The organism is Milkweed yellows phytoplasma str. MW1, from assembly GCF_000309485.1.
Classification (GTDB): Bacteria; Bacillota_I; Bacilli_A; order Acholeplasmatales; family Acholeplasmataceae; genus Phytoplasma.
In genome coordinates this window covers 1-777 of the sequence record NZ_AKIL01000114.1, presented here as the reverse complement: position 1 = coordinate 777, position 777 = coordinate 1, and the positions used below count along the sequence as shown (strand labels likewise).

Sequence of the window (777 nt, the reverse complement as noted above, 5' to 3'; positions counted from 1 at the left end):
TCTTTTTGAAGGGTTCCTATATATTTATCTAATTCATTTAAAATGACGTTCGATAAGATAGGTGAAATAATCCCTCCTTGGGGTGTTCCCGCCATGGTTTCTGTGTATTGTCCTTGTTTCGTGACCCCACTTTTAACCATTCTAGCCACTAGTCTTTTGACTTTATATTTTGAGATATCTTTATCCATGATTTCATATAGCATTTTATGATTTACCGTATCAAAAAAATCTTTTAAATCGATTTTGATAAACCAATTAATCCCCTTAAATCTCTGTTTAAAACGTTTTAAACAATCATGTGTCGATTTTCCAGGTCTAAATCCATAGCTGAATTCGGAGAATTTTGGTTCGTAATATGCTTCCAATTGTTTTCTTATGACTTCTTGAATGACCCTATCTTTGATGGTGGGAATTCCCAGAGGTCTTAGTTTACAATTTGGTTTGGGGATTTCTATTCTTTTTACTGGTGAAGGTTTATATGTTCCTTCTCTTACTTCTTTATTCCATTTTTGGAGCTTCTTTAAATCCACTCCGTCGATGGTTTGGAAGTCAACCCCAGCCGTTCCAGCTCCTTTATTAGATGCTATTTTATTAAAAGCCATATAGTAACTTTCAATATTGTTAGTAATCCATTGAAAAGTACGCTTTGGAACGTTCTTGTTGTTTTTTGATCTCGTCTCAATTCTGTTTAAATGCGTAGTTAGTTTTGAAATTTTACTTTCCTTTGATAGCATATAGCCACCGCCCTTCTACGCCTTTTAAACTCGAAATATTATT

General features: G+C 33.8%; 1 protein-coding gene. It reads right to left on the bottom strand.

Annotated features, from left to right (window positions below; all coding sequences use genetic code 11):
* Positions 1–734: reverse transcriptase domain-containing protein (locus RI76_RS02155; protein WP_017192507.1), on the bottom strand; the 734-nt coding region annotated here is incomplete at its 3' end.
* Positions 735–777 lie beyond the last annotated feature (43 nt).